Origin of the sequence: Pengzhenrongella sp., assembly GCF_036565025.1 — a bacterium.
GTDB lineage: Bacteria > Actinomycetota > Actinomycetes > Actinomycetales > Cellulomonadaceae > Pengzhenrongella.
The window spans coordinates 20,459-34,628 of sequence record NZ_DATCNW010000301.1; the positions used below are offsets into that span (position 1 = coordinate 20,459).

Sequence of the window (14,170 nt, forward strand, 5' to 3'; positions counted from 1 at the left end):
GGCGACTACGCGTCTTGCTTGTTGCGGTAGCGCTGGCGAGCCGCTTCACCGGACGTGCCGAGGAGCGAGCCGATGAACGCCCAGGAGTATCCGCTCGCGCGTGCTCGCCTGACCGCGTCGTTGATCGATCGTTCGGCGTCCGATCGCGACAGGACGGCCCGACGAAGCTCCGCGAACACCTCCGGGTCGCGTTCATCCTTTGGTGAAGGCTCGTAGTCCTCGAACCGCTGAGCGAGCTCGTCGGCGTGGGCCAGGATCTCTTTTACTGTGCGTGGCATCTTCATCACCTCAGAAACTTCTCGCGTGCTCTCATCGCGTGGACGATGACCGACGTCGTGACGCCTTCGACGACACCGACCTCGTAGATGATGGCCGTGCGGTTCGCTCCGATGACCATCGTGAATCCTTTGTCGAGGTCGAACACTCGAATCGGGTTCAGGTACGTGTGCAGGATGTCTTCGTCGCTCACGCCATGGCTTGCGCGCGCTCTCCGCAATGATCGGATCGTCGCCCACGTTCTACAAGTTACCTTGCATGGTGCCCGAGCTCAACGCGGTTCCACTCGAACCTCGGGTCTGGGGCCTCACCTGCCATCCGGTTCATCGCAGGCAACCTGCAAAGCCTCGATCGATCGACGTTCAGCCTCTCCGAGGCGTCGACTCTCGGAGCACGACGGCGCCGGGAACGTGCACCAGCCGCGGCTCGCTGGACGGTGCGCTGAGGGCGAGCTCGGTCGCGGCGATGCCGACGTCGACCAGCGGCACCCGGACCGTGCTGAGCGCCGGGGTGACGTCGCGCAGGGTGACGATGTCGTCGAAGCCGGCCACGGCGACGTCGTCGGGCACCCGGATGCCGGCGTCGCGCGCCGCAGCCATCGCGCCGACGGCCATCACGTCGTTGACCGCGAACACGAGCTCGACCGGCGGACCGTCGCGGAGCAAGGTCGCCATGCCCTCGTAGCCGCCGTCGCGCGTGAAGGCCGTGGTGATCACCACCGCAGGGTCGACGGGGGAGCCGAGCTCGTCGAGAGCACCGGAGAACCCGAGAAAGCGGTCGCGGGCGGTCAGGTGGTCGGTCGGGCCGGCGAGCACCGCGAACCGCCGGTAGCCCCGTGCGTGCAATGCCCGGGCCAGGTCCGCCGAGCTGTCCCGGTTCCCGATGACGACCGTGTCGACGCCGAGCAGGGGCTGGCCGATCAGCGCGACCGAGCCGCCCGACCGGCGAAAGTCCGCCAGCGCCTGGGTCATGATTGCGTCGGCCTCGCTGTCGTCGCGGCGCCCGCCGGCGATGACGATCGCGCGGGCCCGTTGCCGGGTGAGGACCTCGACGATCCTGGGCTCGCGCAGCGGGTCGTGCTGGGTGCTCGCCAGGGTCACGGCGAGGTCGGCGCGCTCGGCCGCGATGGTCACTCCGGCGGCGATCGAGGAGAAGAACGGGTCCGCGATGTCGTGCACGATCAGCCCGAGCGAGGTGGTCCGGCCGCGCGCCATCGCCTGCGCGTTGGAGTCCGGGACGTACCGCAGTCGCTCGGCCGCCACCATCACCCGTTCACGCAGATCCTCGCGAACCGTCCGGTTCGCGCTGCCGTTGAACGCGCGGGATGCGGTGGCGATGGAGACGCCCGCCTCCTGGGCAACCTGGCTCAATGTCACGGGTCCGACCACACGTGAATGGTAAGGGTTTGCCATCCGATCTGCGGAGACGTCCGGGCTCATCCGAGGGCCTGCACCGTGAGCTGGAAGGTGCCGGCGAGCGGGTCCGGTCCCGGGGCGACCGTGAGCTCGAGGCGCGTCAGGGTGTCGCCCCAGACCTCGGCGAGGGACGGGTCGTCGAGCGGGCGCACGGTGAGCTCGGCGCTCGCGGAACCGGGTGCCCAGCACAGGCGCGCGCCGCGGGTGCCGCCCGACGGATGGACGGTGACCTCGTGCGGACCGGTCGCCACGACGGCTCCCGCGAGCAGGTAGTGCAGGCGCGTCGGGAGCGCTGCGACTTCTGGCGCCGGGTCGTTGCTCGACGCCGCGTTGTTGGACGCCGCGTTGCTCGACGCCCCGTTGTTGGACGCCGCGTTGTTGGACGCACCGCCGCCCGACGCCGCCGCGTCCTCGCGGTTGAGCTCCCACTCCTCCGCGATCGTGACCACCTGCGCCGCCCGGTCGAGCGTCGCGTCGCGCCACCAGTGGGCGAGCTCGGGCAGGTCGTACGCGCCGGCGAGGTCCAGCCGCGTCGTGACCCGGTCCGGGCCCGCGTCCACCGAAACGGAGCGCGCGCCGAACCCGCGACCGACACCCTGGGCGGTCCCGCGCGGCTCGGGCACGTTGTGCCAGCTGCTCTGCATGGTCCAGATCGCGTACCGGTCGGGCCCGAAGGTCTGCGCCGTGTACGTCGGCTTGCCGGCGTCGACCACCACCGGCACGCCGTCGATCGCGACGACGACCGAGCCGACGTCGTTGTGGTTGTGGTGCTCGCCGTTGTGCCCGCCCTTGATCGCGAGCGTCAACCCGGCGCAGCTGCCGCCGCGTTCGCGCACCAGGGCGACCTGCACGTCCGGCAGCCAGACCCGCTCGACCAGCGGCGGCGCGGTCGGCGCGGCGGCGCGCCAGTCGGCGTCGGCCAGCGCGGCCAGCGCCCGACCGAGGCCGGCCCGCTCGCTCACCGCCGACCCGCCGCCCGCCGCCCGGTGCGAGGCGGCGTGCCCGACGACGTCCTGGTCGCCCAGCAGCGCGCCCCACCGGTGCAGCACGTGCCAGGCCTGGTCGGCCGACGCGCGCGCGGACCCGTCGCCCACGTTGAGGTACCAGCTCCCGCCCAGCTGCATCCGGTGCGGGAACCGGGCCGTCTCGCGGAGCACCGGCACCGCGCTCGCGTCGAGCTCGCCGGACGTGGCCCGGGCGAGCAGGTCGAACGCCTCCAGCGCGCGGCCGGCCCCGTTCCACCAGTAGCTGTAGCCCTCGTCGATCCCGCCGTCGGGCGGCAGCGACGCGAGGTACCGGTCCAGACCCGCAATCACCAGCGCGACGACGTCCGCGCGCTCGCGGCTGTCGAGGAAGGCCAGCGCTGCGACCAGCACGTTCCCATGGATCCACGGGTTCCAGTTGTGCACGTCGCCGTCGAGCCCGAGCCAGTGCCAGTCGCGGCGGGTGGCGAACGGCTCGAGCACCCGGCGCCGCGTCTCGGCGCGCATCCGCTGCCGGACGCCGGGAGCGCGCGCGTCGAGCGCTGCGCCGAGCACATGGTCGACCCAGGCCAGCTGGCCGGCGACCTCCCCGGCCCCGAGGTCCAGGTACGGGTCGTCCAGGGTCGGGGTCACGCAGCCGTGCCGCGCGAACGTGTCGTCGTGCGCGGCCCAGCACCAGCTGCTCTGCTCGCACAGCAGCACGACGCCGTCCGCCACCTCGTCGACCCACCGCTGCTCGCCGGTCCACGCGGCCACCAGCACGGCGCGGGTCAGGCGCTCCTGGCGGGCGCCGACCCGCGCCTCGTAGTCGGTCCGGTTCCCGTCGCGGAAGTAGCGCGCGTAGTGCGAGGCCAGCGGCTGCGGCCACGGGGTGGCGAGCTCCGCCCGCGCGCGCCCGGCGATCGCGCCGAGGGCCGACGGATCGAGGCCGGCCCAGAACGCCCGGTCGGTCGCGGGTCGCACGCTCGAGGAACCGAGCCCGCGGGCGTCCTCGAGGGCGTCGGGCAGCGCCGAGGCTCCCCACCGCGCGGCCAACGGGCCGCGGAACCGGTCGGTCGCCGTCGCGAGGTTCGCCTGCGCGGTCACGTGCTTCGGCGCCCCAATGATCGACGGTCATCGTGTTGATCGATTCGGTTGACCGTAGCCGAACGCGACTGTTGACTGCGGGCACTCGCACGAGGCCGTCACTCACCCAGGGGAGTCGCATGAGCGCCGCAGACCGTCCGCAGGTGATGCCGGTGAGGAACCGCGCCGCCGACGAGCCCGCGTGAGCCTCGGCGCCCGCACGACGTCGGCGCTGCGCCTGCCTCCCGAGGACCGCACCCGCTCCCCGCACACCGGCTGGACCCGCGAGCACTGGGCCGCGCTCGCGGACCACCTGCTGCTGTGCGCGCGGCCGCACGCCTCGCCGGGCCACGCGCTCCTCACGTTCCCCGGCCCGCCCGGCGGCTACGGCACCGCGGTCGACGGGCTCGAGGGCTTTGCCCGGACCTTCATGGCGGCCGCGTTCCGCCTCGCGGGCGACGACGGCCGTGACCCGCTCGGCCTCGCCGACTGGTACGCGGCCGGCCTCGCCGCGGGCACCGATCCGCGCTCGCCGGAGCGCTGGGTGCGCCCCGACGAGCATGGCCAGGCGAAGGTCGAAGCCGCGGCGCTCGCGCTCGGGCTGCACCTGACGCGGCGCTGGATCTGGGACCGGCTGACCGGCGAGGTCCAGGCGAACGTCGTGGACTATCTCGGGACCGTCGTCGGCAAGCGGTATCCGCCGATCAACTGGGTCTGGTTCCAGACCGTCGTCGAGCAGTTCCTGCGCTCGGTCGGCGGGCCCTACGACGCCGCCGACGTCGAGCGGAACCTCGACCTGCACGAGACCTTCGTCCGCGACGACGGCTGGTACGCCGACGGCGCCGAGCGCGCGTTCGACCACTACTCCGGGTGGGCCCTGCACCTGTACCCGATCCTGTGGCTCGAGATGGCCGGCGACGACCCGCTCGCCGTCGCGCGGGCCGCGGCCTACCGGGCCAGGCTGGACCGGTATCTGCTCGACGCCGTCCGGCTCGTCGGGGCGGACGGCTCGCCGCTGCTCCAAGGCCGCAGCCTGATCTACCGGTTCGCGGCGGCCTCGCCGTTGTGGGCCGGGGCGCTGTCCGGGACGACGGCGGTCTCCCCGGGCCGGCTTCGGCGGGCGGCGTCGGGCATCGCGCGGCACTTCGTGGACCACGGCGCGCCCGACGAGCGCGGCATCCTCACCCTGGGCTGGCACCGCGAGTGGCGCCCGATGGCGCAGTCGTACTCCGGTCCCGGCTCGCCGTACTGGGCGTCCAAGGGCCTGCTCGGCCTCGCGCTACCCGCCGACCACGCCGTCTGGGCGGCGACCGAGGAGCCCCTGCCGGTCGAACGGGCCGACACGCTCGCCACCATTGCGGCGCCCGGCTGGCTCGTGGCCGGCACCCGCGCGGACGGCGTCGTGCGGGTGATCAACCACGGCACGGACCACGCGATACCCCGCTCGCTCGCGACCGACGCCCCGCTCTACGCGCGCCTCGGGTACTCGACCGCGACCTCGTCGCTGCTCTCAGGGCCCGGCGCGGAGGACCCGCTCGACCAGTCCGTCGTCCTGCTCGACGCCGGCGGGCACGCGAGCCATCGGACCGGGTTCGAGACGCTCGCGTTGCGCGTTGTCGGGACTGGGGACGACGCCGCGGGCGTGGGCGCCTCGCGCGCCCGGGTGCACTGGGCCGGCGCCGATCCCGCCGCCCCCGACCACGGCTCCGGCCGCGCCGGCACGGCCCGACTCGGTGCCTGGCTGACCACGGTCTCCGTCGTGCGCGGCCCGTGGGAGGTGCGCCTTGTCCGGGTCGACGCCGCGCCCGACGCCGACGTCGCCGTCGGGCGCCTGCGCGTGGGCGGCTGGCCCGTGCCGGCGACGGCCCCGGACGGGCTCGTGTCGTCTGTGCTGCCGGTCGAGCTCCCGGGCGAAGCGGGCTTCGACCTCGCAGGCCTCGACGAGGCTGCCGACGCGACCCCGCTCGCCGCCCGCACGACGACGCCATGGGTCGCGACCGGGAGCCCTGCCGACCTCGGGCGGTGGTACGCCGCGCTCGTCTTCCTCGCCGGTCCCGGCACGGACCCGACCCCGCCGTCGGCCACGATCCGCGGCCCGCGCGGCGCCGAGACCCTCGACGTGGCCTGGCCCGGCGCCGCCACCTCGGTCGACCTGTCGTTCGCCGTCTCGTAACTCCGCGCTAGTTCCCGACCGCGGCGCCCGCGAAGCCGCTGATGCTGATCCCTCTCCCTAACGTCCGAGCGTTGACGTCCTATAGGACGTCAACGCTCGGACGTTAGGGGTCTTTGGCGACGTTAGGGGTCTTTGGCGTTGATAGCGGTGGCACGTAGCCCGGGGCTACGGCAGCTTGACGGGCCAGAAGTCCGGGTGGAGGTCTCCCGGACCGGGGTTGGCCGGGTCCGTCTCGCCCCCGAGCTGGTGCATGACTCCCCACACGGCGTTCAGCCCCGTCGTGACTGCTCCTTCGGCCCAGCCACCCGTCCACGAGATGCCGTCGCCCGCCAGGAAGATGCCGCGATGGGCCGGCGCGAACTCCTCCTGCCGGAAGTGCGTGAAGAGGCGTTCCTGGTATCGGTAGTGGCCGGGCAGGTTGTCGCTGAACGCGCCCATGAAGTTGGGGTCGTCCTCCCACGACACCGTGATCGGGTCGCCCACGATGTGCGAGGCGATGTCGACCGTCGGGTAGATCGCCTTGAGCGAATGGAGCATCAGCCGGACACGTTCGGCGGCGTCGAGCGGCAGCCACTTGAGCGCGTCGTCGTTCCACGTGTACGACAGGCAGATGAGCGCCGGGGTGTCCGGCCCGTTGTCGAGCAGGTAGGTGCCCCGGGTCAGCCGGTCGGTGAGGGTCGTGCTCATGACGTCGCGGCCGGTGACGGGATCGACGTCCTTCCAGAACGGGCGGTCGACCGTGACGAACGTCTTGGAGGACTGCATGTAGTGGCTGCGTTCGATCGAGGTCCACAGCTTGGGGCTGAACAGGGACTCGTCGCAGTCGATCCGCGCTGAGAGCAGCCAGCTCTGACAGGTGGCGATCACGGCCGGATAGCTCTCACGCCGACCGTGCTCGTCCGTGACCTCGATCGCCTGAGCGGCCGCGTCGCCCCCGGCGGCCCGGTTGATCTTCCGCACGGCCCCGCGCGGCGATCCTCCGTTGAGCGACGCGAGGGTGGTCCCGGCGGGCCAGTGCGCGATGGTCTCCGGCGCGTGGTCCCACAGTCGTTGCGGTATCAGCTGGGCGCCGCCGACTATCCGCAGCTGGTCGTCGTCGGCGTCGACGTACACCACGCGGAGCACCTCGAGGATGGAGTCCGGAAAGTTGGTGTCCCACCCGCCCGCGCCGAATCCGACCTGGCCGAAGGCCTCTCGGTGCTCGAACGGCAGTGCGGAGAACGCCTTCGACGTCGCCAGGTAGCCGGAGAACGAGGTGTCGTCGAACCGCTCGACGAGGTCGTTCCACAGGCGCTTGATGGTCTTCAGGTCACGGTCGCGAATGGCCTGCTGCATGGGGCCGAAGTGGGCACGCTCCTCCAGGCTCTCGCGCCACGCCTGCGACACCTCGTGGAACAGGACCGGGAGGTCGCTCGCGGTCTTCGCGTAGTGCACCTTGCCGCCGACGGCGATCACCGTGCTCGACGACGCCGGCGTCAGCGGGTTGGGGAAGTTCTCGGTCTGGATGTCGAGCAGGTCGAGGAAATGGAAGAACGTGCGGCCCGTCCTGGGAAAACGCATGCCGCCCAGATCTGCGACGGGCGACGTGCGGCCGGTGCTGGTCGCTCCCCGCAGGCGGCCGCCGATCTGCGCGGCCTCGTAGATCACCGGCTTGAGTCCCATTTTCATGAGCTCGTAGCCGGCGACGAGCCCGGCCATCCCGGCACCCACTATCGCCACCTCCGTGCCGTAGTGCTCGGGCGGAACCGTTCCGATGCCCGCGGGGTGGCCGATGAAGTCGTCGTACGGGAAGGGGAAATCGGGGATCAGCATGCTGATCCCGCGGTGCTCGGTCTGCACTGGGGTCCTCGGGTCGGGGTCGGGTGTCACGGGCGGTGCGGTGCGAACGAGGCGAGATAGTCGATGGCCGTGCGGGCCGCGTCCAGCGTCTCGCTCCGGACCTCGGCCAGGATCAGCTCGGGGCCGTCGCCGGCGGACGCAAGCCGCCGGCCCAGCGGGCTGCAGACGCTGCTCAGCCCCGCGAAGCCGGGCCCGGCGTGATTGGCGTAGGCGAGGAAGAGCTGACTCTCCAGGGCGCGGGTGGGCACGACCATCGACGGGACCAGCCGCTCATCGAAGGTCAGCGGATCACTCTCGTCGAAATCGGCCGCCACCGGCACGGCCGTGGGGACGCACAGGATCTCCGTGCCGGCCAACGCCGCCTGGCGAACGAACTCCGGGAACTCGATGTCGAAGCAGATGCCGAGCGACACGGTGAAACCACCGAGGACCACCTGTGCGGGAGCGTCCGTGCCCGGGCTGAAGACCGCCTTCTCGGCCGGACCGAACAGGTGCTGCTTGCGGTACCGGGTGAGCTCGTCCCCCCGGGCTCCGAAGAGCGACGCAGAGATGAAGTGGTCGTCGCCCTGATGCTCGACCGTGCTCGCGACGATCGCGACGCCGTACCTGCGTGCCATGTCGGCGATGCGTCGGCGATGGGGTGCACCGTCCGTCTGGTGCACCGCGGCGGGCGCATAGCCGCAGGTGAAGAGCTCAGGCGTGACCAGAAGGTCGGCCCCCGCCTCGCTCGCTCGCCCGGCGTGGTGCTCGAGGAGCTCGAGGTTGGCGTCGAACGAGCCCACCGCGCTCGTCTCCTGCAGGACGGCGATTCTCATGACCGGCCTCGCGATCGGTCCGGTGCCACAGCCCGCGTCATCGGGCGCCGTCCAGATCGCCGGCGAGCAGGCGTTCGACGACGGCGGTCAGCATGTCGACGCCGGCACACGAGTCCGAGTCGTTGGTGCACTCACGCTCGTTGTGCGAGATGCCGTCGGCGCTGGGCACGAAGAGCATGACCGTGGGGACGATGTCCTTCAGGTTCGTCGAGTCGTGGCCGGCGAGCGTGAACATCGGCAGGACGCTCAGCGCGAGCTCTTCGGCACACTTCCTGGCGAGCTCGACGCCGGCCGGTTGGTAGGGCGTGACCCCCCAGGCGTGGGACTGCGCGAGCTCGATCCGCACGAGGATCTCCTGCTCGATGCGAGCGATCCCCTCGGTCAGCAGGGTCCGGGCGGCGGCGAGCACGGCCTCGTCCGCCGAGCGCAGGTCCATGGTCAGCTCGACCCGGCGGGCGACCACCACCGGTGAGTTCGGGAAGGCGGACAGCTGCCCGACCGAGGTGTGCAGCACGCCGTCGTCGAAGTGGTCCGCGATCTCCCGCAGCAGCACGACGAGCCGGGCGGCGCCCAGCAGCGCGTCGTGTCGGTCCGCGATGACCGTCGACCCCGTGTGCGACTGCTCCCCGTGGACCGTCACCGAGAACTTCTCCGCGGCCCAGTTCGAGTGGACGAGGCCGATCGTGGCTCCCTCGGCCTCCAGCAGCCGGCCCTGCTCGATATGGATCTCGGCGTACGCGGCGGGCACGGGTCCGGGCCCGGACCCGAGGTAGCCGATGTCGCTCAGGGCTGCCCCGACGCTGACCCCCCGGGCGTCGACGGTCGACAGGGCCGAGTCCAGCGGCAGCTTCCCGGTGTAGACGGAGCTGCCCATCATCGACGGGGCGAACCGCGAGCCTTCCTCGTTGAACCAGTCGACGATCGCGAGGTTGTAGCGGGGCACGACGGCGCCGCCCGCATAGTCCCGCGCGATCCGGCGTCCGGCGTGGACCGCGGCGGCGACGCCGTACGCGCCGTCGAACCTGCCGGCCAGCGGCTGGCTGTCGAGGTGCGAACCGACCACCACATAGGGCGCCCCGGGCGTCCATTCGAGCAGGCCGAACACGTTGCCGGTCCCATCGACCTCGATCCGGAAGCCGTAGTGCGCCAGGAGGCTCGAGAACCAGGCGCGGGACTGCCCGTCGGCGCCGGTCGCGGCCTGCCGATCGACCCCGTGCCCGGGAGTCGCCCCGATGGCAGACAGGGCGCGGAAGTCACGCAGGAAGTACTCCGGATCGGTCGTCGTCTCAGGTCGGGCGTGTGTGACGTCGGTCGTGGTCATCTTCGTGAACACCTTTCTTAGAGCACCTTGGAGAGGAACGCCTGCGTGCGGGCGTGCTGGGGGTTGGAGAGCACCTCGTCCGGGTGCCCGGCCTCGACCACGACGCCGTCGTCCATGAAGACGAGCGAGTCGGCCACCTCCCGGGCGAAGCCCATCTCGTGGGTGACCACGATCATTGTCATGCCCGACTTCGCCAGCCCCTTCATCACCTCGAGGACCTCGCCGACGAGCTCGGGGTCGAGCGCACTGGTCGGCTCGTCGAAGAGCATCAGCTTCGGTTCCATCGCGAGCGCCCGGGCGATCGCGACCCGCTGCTGCTGCCCACCGGACAGGTGCGCGGGGTAGTAGTCGGCCCGCTCGGCCAGGCCGACCCGGTCGAGCAGATCCCGAGCGACCTGCTCGATCTGCGCCTTGGGTCGGCCCTTGACCCGGATCGGCGCCTCCATCACGTTCTGCAACGCCGTCATGTGCGGGAAGAGGTTGAACCGCTGGAACACCATGCCGATGTCCCGGCGCTGCTTGGCCGCCTCCCGCGGGGCCATCTCGTACAGCTTCCCGGCAACCTCGCGGTAGCCGATCAGCTCACCGTCCACGCTGAGCCGGCCCGCCGAGAGGACCTCCAGGTGGTTGATGCAGCGCAGGAACGTGGACTTGCCCGACCCGCTGGGTCCGACCAGGCACATCACCTCGCCGGTCTTGACCTCCAGCGAGATGCTCTTGAGCACCTGGTGCGAGCCGAAGGACTTCGACACCTGGTCGGCACGCACCATCGGGGTGGGCGCCGCGGCGAGGGTACCCGTGTCGCTCATCGCAGACCTCCGGTGGTCGGTGTCGGGATGGTGCGGGTCGGGTCGTCGCCGGCGGCGGCGTCCTTCTTGTCGGGCTGCCGGGCACCGACCCCGCGTGCGAACCGCTTCTCCAGGAAGTGCTGCCCCACCATCAGGATCGAGGTGAAGAAGAGGTACCAGATCGACGCCACGATGAGCAGCGGGATCGGGTTGAACGTCTCCGCGGAGATGTCGCGCGACCGGGTGAACAGCTCGAAGCTGAACGGCACCGCGGTGACCAGCGAGGTGGTCTTGAGCATCGAGATGACCTCGTTGCCGGTCGGCGGGATGATCACCCGCATCGACTGCGGCAGGATGATCCGGGTCATGGTCTGCGCCCAGCTCATCCCGAGAGCGGTGGCCGCCTCCTCCTGGCCGCGATCGACCGAGAGCAGCCCGGCCCGCACGATCTCGGCCATGTAGGCCGCCTCGTTCAGCGCGAGGGCGATGATGGCGATCGTGAACGTGCTCAGCGCGGCACTCGTCTCCAGGGAGACCCACGGTTTCAGGAACGGGATGCCGATGTCGATGCTCGAGTAGATCAACGAGATCAAGCCCCAGACGGTCAGCTGCACGTAAACCGGGGTGCCGCGAAAGACCCACAGGTGGAACCAGGCGAGGGCCTTGACCACGGGGTTGGGCGACAGTCGCATGACGGCGAGCAGCACCCCGAGCACGATCGCGATCACCATCGAGTAGACCGTCAGCTCGAGGGTCACGACCGCCGCCTGGGAGATCCGGCGGTCGAAGATGTACTTGCCGACGGACGGCCAGTCGTAGGCCGGCCGGAAGGCGGCGTCGATGAGGATCGAGGCGAAGACCAGGACGAGGAGGACCGCGAAGGCCAGCCGAACCGGGTGTCGCAGCTTGATCGCTTTGATCGGCAGCGCCGCGGCCGGATCGGGCGACGGGGCGAGGGCGGCCGCGGCCGCGTGGTCGTTCGTTCGTGTGCTGCTCACCGGTCAGCCGTTCGCCGCGGTGTTGATCGTGATCTTGTCGATGCCGCCGTCGGCGACGCCCCACCTGTCCAGGATCTTCGCGTACGAGCCGTCGTCCACCATCGATTGCAGGGCGGCCTGAACGGCCTTGCCGAGGTTCGAGCCCTTCGCGACCACGATGCCGTACGGGGCGACGTCGAACGTCTGGCCCGCGGCCTCCAGCTTGCCGCTGGACCGCTTGATCGCGTACTGGGTGACGGGTGAGTCCGCGCTGAGCGCGTCGGCCTGGCCGAGGATCACCGCGTTGGTGGCGGCGTCCTGGGCGTCGAACTTCATCTTCTCGATCGCGGGCTTGCCCGCGGCGACGCACGCGGCGCTCTTCGCTGGGACCTCGGTCGTGTCCTCGAAGGTGGTCGACTGCACGGCGACCTTCAGCCCGCAGGCCTTCTCGGGGTCCACGGTCTTGCCGGCGGCTGCGGCCCACGCGATGCCCGCGGTGTAGTAGTTGACGAAGTCGACCTGCTTCTCCCGCTCGACCGTGTCCGTGAACGACGACTCGCCGATGTCGGCCTTCGCGCCGGTCACGCTCGGGATGATGTTGTCGAACTGCGCGACGGTGAGCTCGGGGGTCAGGCCGAGCTTGCCGGCGAGCGCGTCGGCCAGCTCGACGCCCCAGCCGATCGGCGTGCCGGCCTCGTCCTTGAACTCGTTCGGCGCGTAGTTGGGGCTGGTGCCGACCCGGAGCTTGCCCGACGCGGCGATCGTCTTGGGGAGCAGCGCCGCGGCGCCGTCGTCCTTGGTGACCGGGGCGGCGGCGCCCTTCGGCGCCCCGACGGCCGACGACGAGTTGTCCACGCAGCCGGTGAGCAGGAGCGCGGTCACGACGGCGAGTGCCGGCCAGGAGTGTCTGAACTGCATTGTTCGGGACCCTTCGTCGGGGTGTGCCGACGGTCCTCCACCGGCTGCCACCTGCAATGATTCCAGCGGGAGGAGAGGCGGCCAATGACGTGCGCGACCGGGATCGGGGGGCTCGACTGTACGAACGCACAACGGTCGACGGCGGTGCGGCGGCGATACTGGTCGTGCGCGAGCCGCGATGCGCGCAGGCGCATGAACCGGCGCCCGGAGCGATCGGAGACCGAGTGGACGAGGCAGTAGCCGCCGAACGCGCCTGGGTCGAGGTGCTCGGGCTCGTCTCGGAGACGCTCGAGACTCTGGTCGACTCGTTCCTGCACCGGGTGATGGCCGACGAGGCGTACAGCCGGTCGGCCATCACGGTCGACGATCTGCGGACCAGTAGCCTGCGCACCTTCACGGCGTTGCTGGAGAGCCTGGCGGCGACGAACGGGCACGACGCGGAGCTCGAGCGGATCGCCATCGACCTGGGGAAGCGGCGTGCCCAGCAGGGCATCGCGCTGGACAGCCTGATGAAGGCCGTTCGGCTGGACTTCTCCGTCCTGTGGTCCGCCCTGTGCGAGGACTCGATCCAGGCGGACCCGCGGCTGCTGGTGGCCAGGACGGAGCGGGTCTGGCAGACGGTCGACCGGTACGCCCTGCACGTGCAGGAGCACTACCTGCACGAGCTGGCGCTCATCCAGCAGGAGAACGCCGACCTGGAGGGTCACTACATCGGCCTCCTCCTCGGCTCGGTGGCTCCGACGGAGGTCGAGCTGAAGAGAATTGCGGGCGCGCTGCAGGTGCCGAGCGGGGTCGGGTTCAAGGTCGCGGTGGTCGCCCGGCTGGACGGCCCGATCGTTCGGCGCCGGCTGCCGTCCCGCGGGACCACGTCCGTCCGGTATTTCACCTACGACGCCGGCCGGCACACGGTGGTGTTCTGGACCTGCCCGCCCGACGAGCTCCACGCCCTGAGCGCTCGGGAGGCCGCGGTGTTCGACGGCATGGCCTGTGGGCTCGCGCCCCCGGCTGCACACCTCGGCGGTGTGCGCAGCGCGGTGGCAGCCGGGCACGAGATCATGACCGACCTGCCCATGGGCAGCTCGGGGATCATGACCCTGGGTGACCGGTGGGTGTCCATCGCGAGGCACCAGCTCGATGCGATCGGCTGCGAGCTCGCTCAGCTGATCGACCCCCTGCTCGCCGGCTGCCCGCCACCTGAACGGGAACGAATCATCGAGACGGTCAACGACTTTCTCGAGACCGGAAGTCTGGTCGAGACCTCCGGACGCCTGTTCTGCCATCGCAACACCGTCGTGAACCGGCTGCGGGCCTTCGAGCGACTCACCGGCATCGACCTGAAGAAGCCGAAGGAGGCGGCGCTCGCGGTCGTCGCCCTGCGCGGCCCGGCGCGGGCCTGACCCACCAACAAGTGCCGACCTACATCCAAAAGGGAGGCGGGTCGCGCTCTACTGCGCGAACCCGCGCGCCGCCCAGCTCATTCCGCGCTCGATCATCGTGCGCGTCTGGGGCACGTCGAAGTCGCTCAACTGGTGCCCGAGCGTGCACACGAAGACCCGCCCGTCGCCCCAGCGGCGGGTCCAGGTGACCGGCATCGTCACGG

General features: G+C 71.1%; 13 protein-coding genes. 2 read left to right on the plus strand and 11 right to left on the minus strand.

Annotation, left to right across the window (positions count from 1 at the left end):
- Positions 1 to 5: 5 nt before the first annotated feature.
- The 4 genes from VIM26_RS17355 to VIM26_RS17370 all read right to left on the minus strand — a co-directional run bounded on the left by VIM26_RS17355 (position 6) and on the right by VIM26_RS17370 (position 3,760).
- Positions 6 to 278: a hypothetical protein gene (locus tag VIM26_RS17355; protein ID WP_331953447.1), complete on the minus strand. Its 273-nt coding sequence runs from the start codon at positions 276 to 278 to the stop codon at positions 6 to 8.
- 5 nt (positions 279 to 283) lie between these two features.
- Positions 284 to 469 (minus strand): hypothetical protein, encoded by a 186-nt coding sequence (locus tag VIM26_RS17360; RefSeq protein ID WP_331953449.1) that lies wholly within the window; start codon positions 467 to 469, stop codon positions 284 to 286.
- Between the two features lie 169 nt (positions 470 to 638).
- Positions 639 to 1,664, minus strand: coding sequence for a LacI family DNA-binding transcriptional regulator (locus VIM26_RS17365; protein WP_331953451.1), 1,026 nt, complete (start codon positions 1,662 to 1,664; stop codon positions 639 to 641).
- A 47-nt stretch (positions 1,665 to 1,711) separates the two neighbouring features.
- Complete coding sequence (locus tag VIM26_RS17370; protein WP_331953453.1) at positions 1,712 to 3,760, minus strand: heparinase II/III family protein; 2,049 nt, start codon at positions 3,758 to 3,760, stop codon at positions 1,712 to 1,714.
- A gap of 181 nt (positions 3,761 to 3,941) precedes the next feature.
- On the opposite strand from VIM26_RS17370, the gene VIM26_RS17375 reads away from it, so the two are divergent.
- Entirely contained in the window at positions 3,942 to 5,912 is a 1,971-nt protein-coding gene (locus VIM26_RS17375; protein WP_331953455.1) for a DUF2264 domain-containing protein, read from the plus strand.
- 165 nt (positions 5,913 to 6,077) lie between these two features.
- On the opposite strand, the gene VIM26_RS17380 is transcribed toward VIM26_RS17375, so the two are convergent.
- Genes VIM26_RS17380 through VIM26_RS17405 form a run of 6 tightly spaced genes read right to left on the minus strand, consistent with a single transcriptional unit; the run spans position 6,078 to position 12,570 of the window.
- A complete protein-coding gene (locus VIM26_RS17380) occupies positions 6,078 to 7,724 on the minus strand; it encodes a flavin monoamine oxidase family protein (protein ID WP_414696509.1) in 1,647 nt (548 codons plus the stop codon).
- Between the two features lie 53 nt (positions 7,725 to 7,777).
- Complete coding sequence (locus VIM26_RS17385) at positions 7,778 to 8,566, minus strand: nitrilase-related carbon-nitrogen hydrolase (RefSeq protein ID WP_331953459.1); 789 nt, start codon at positions 8,564 to 8,566, stop codon at positions 7,778 to 7,780.
- Positions 8,567 to 8,603: 37 nt separating this feature from the next.
- Positions 8,604 to 9,887, minus strand: coding sequence for a M20 family metallo-hydrolase (locus VIM26_RS17390; protein ID WP_331953461.1), 1,284 nt, complete (start codon positions 9,885 to 9,887; stop codon positions 8,604 to 8,606).
- Positions 9,888 to 9,904: 17 nt separating this feature from the next.
- On the minus strand, positions 9,905 to 10,657 hold the full coding sequence (locus VIM26_RS17395; RefSeq protein ID WP_331953467.1) for an amino acid ABC transporter ATP-binding protein: 753 nt from the start codon (positions 10,655 to 10,657) through the stop codon (positions 9,905 to 9,907).
- A 35-nt stretch (positions 10,658 to 10,692) separates the two neighbouring features.
- Positions 10,693 to 11,673 carry an amino acid ABC transporter permease gene (locus VIM26_RS17400; RefSeq protein ID WP_414696510.1) on the minus strand — a complete coding sequence of 327 codons (981 nt, stop codon included), beginning with the start codon at positions 11,671 to 11,673 and terminating at the stop codon, positions 10,693 to 10,695.
- A 3-nt stretch (positions 11,674 to 11,676) separates the two neighbouring features.
- Positions 11,677 to 12,570 (minus strand): ABC transporter substrate-binding protein, encoded by an 894-nt coding sequence (locus VIM26_RS17405; protein WP_331953463.1) that lies wholly within the window; start codon positions 12,568 to 12,570, stop codon positions 11,677 to 11,679.
- A 224-nt stretch (positions 12,571 to 12,794) separates the two neighbouring features.
- Here VIM26_RS17405 and VIM26_RS17410 point away from each other — a divergent pair, with 224 nt between their 5' ends.
- Complete coding sequence (locus VIM26_RS17410) at positions 12,795 to 13,967, plus strand: helix-turn-helix domain-containing protein (protein WP_331953465.1); 1,173 nt, start codon at positions 12,795 to 12,797, stop codon at positions 13,965 to 13,967.
- Between the two features lie 48 nt (positions 13,968 to 14,015).
- Here VIM26_RS17410 and VIM26_RS17415 read toward each other — a convergent pair whose 3' ends face one another.
- On the minus strand, positions 14,016 to 14,162 hold the full coding sequence (locus VIM26_RS17415; protein WP_331953471.1) for a ThuA domain-containing protein: 147 nt from the start codon (positions 14,160 to 14,162) through the stop codon (positions 14,016 to 14,018).
- Positions 14,163 to 14,170 lie beyond the last annotated feature (8 nt).